1 protein-coding gene is annotated in these 1,535 nt (G+C 58.5%); it reads right to left on the bottom strand.

Annotated elements, in window-relative coordinates; all coding sequences use genetic code 11:
* Nucleotides 1–69: 69 nt before the first annotated feature.
* Nucleotides 70–1,535 (bottom strand): SH3-like domain-containing protein (locus lacNas_RS02490; RefSeq protein ID WP_201346555.1); only part of this gene is annotated, 1,466 nt, incomplete at its 5' end.

The raw sequence follows: 1,535 nt of genomic DNA, 5'->3' as shown, positions 1-1,535 counted from the left end.
TGTCTTATTTATTTTTAACTAAATATTACTTGAATCGCCTGCCCCTGTCAAGGGACTTTTGCCTTCTTTTTACCAGCGGCCGGACAAAATTTCCCCCCGCTGGGCCAGCTGCACGTAAAGCTGGCTGCCGTCAGCCGACAAACCCTCGGTCTCGCGGTTGGAAACGTGCTTCCAGGTCTTTTCATAAGTCCCGTCGCTCTTCAGCTTGAAGATCAGGTTGTTGAAGGCCAGGTACATGTGGCCGCTGCCGACGCTGAAGCCCTGCACCGGCGAGCTGCCGGCCTGCTGCTTGACGAAATTGCTGGCCGTGGCCTTGACCTGGCTGACCTGCCAGCGGTTGCCGACCAGTTTCAGGCACCAGTATTCATAGCGGCCAAAGCCCGCGTTGTGGAAGAGGCCGTACATGGTGTCATCCCCGGCAAAAGCCGCGTTGTGGAAATAGCGGCCGGAAGTGCCGACGTCCACCCTGATGGTCCAGAGCTTGTTGATGGTCAAGTCGCTCTTGTTGAGCTGCAGGATTTCTTCAGAATAAAAGCCGTTGCTCTTGCCGCCGGGCAGCCGGTTTTGGTTGGCAAGAACATAGATGTAGTTCTTGCTGCTGCCCAGAGACTGGCCGTGGCCCAGTCTGATGTAAGGACTGACCTTGACGTTTTGCGAGTAGGCCGCGAAAGTCTTAAGGCTCAGCTTGTTGTACAGATAGCTGCTGTTGGCCAGGTACTGGGCCTGGTACTTGTTCAGCCTGTTCAAGTTGAAGGCCACCAGGTTGCCCTTGAGCTGATCGCTAGCGGCAGCTGACCGGTACCAGCTGCTGTAGGCCCAGCCGCTGTTGACCGTCAAGCCCTCCATGACCGGGCCGACCTGCTGCCAGCCATTGCCGGCCAGACTCAAGCTCCGCGGCTCCCACAGGCGGGTGGTCAGGGTCAGGCCGCCGCTGGTCCAGCTGTTGCTGCTGCTTTCAACGCCCCAGCGGTGCGCGGCGTTCCAGTTCGGGGAGCTGCCGGCGTGGTTCTTGCTGCTGGCCACTTCGGCCGGGCCCTTCTTGGCACTGATTGCCAGATGGAGATTCCGGTTCGGATTGGCGGTTTTCACCAGCTGCACCGTCTTTTTCGCCTTGCCGTAAGTGAAAGTCAGCTTCTGCCCGTTCAAACTGGCCTTGACGGCGCTGCTGGACGGGTCGATTAAGTTGCCGCGGCTGTCAGTCACGTAATTGATGGCGTCCTTATAACTGAAGCGGTTGTCGTCGCTGACCAGGCAGACCTGCTTGGCTGCTGAGATCCGGTTGCGGATGAACCATTTTTCGTTGACCCAGCCCAGAGGGCGGCCGTTGGCATAAATGTAGTCATAAATCCCCTGCTTGGTCTGCCTGCTGGCGGTCGACTGAATCTTGCTGTGCACGAAGTACTTGGTCGTCGTCAGCCGCTTGCTGGCCCCCCGGCTGCTGATCCGGGAATAGATTCCCATAGTCTTGGTTCCCGGCATCTTGCTGACCGTGGCCGCCTTGACGGCTGCCGGCCGGCTGGCAAAGGCAGCTGCTA

This window comes from Lactobacillus nasalidis, from assembly GCF_016587775.1.
GTDB classification, from domain to species: domain Bacteria; phylum Bacillota; class Bacilli; order Lactobacillales; family Lactobacillaceae; genus Lactobacillus; species Lactobacillus nasalidis.
Note: the sequence above shows the minus strand (reverse complement) of the source record. Positions and strands in the feature narration are given on the sequence as shown.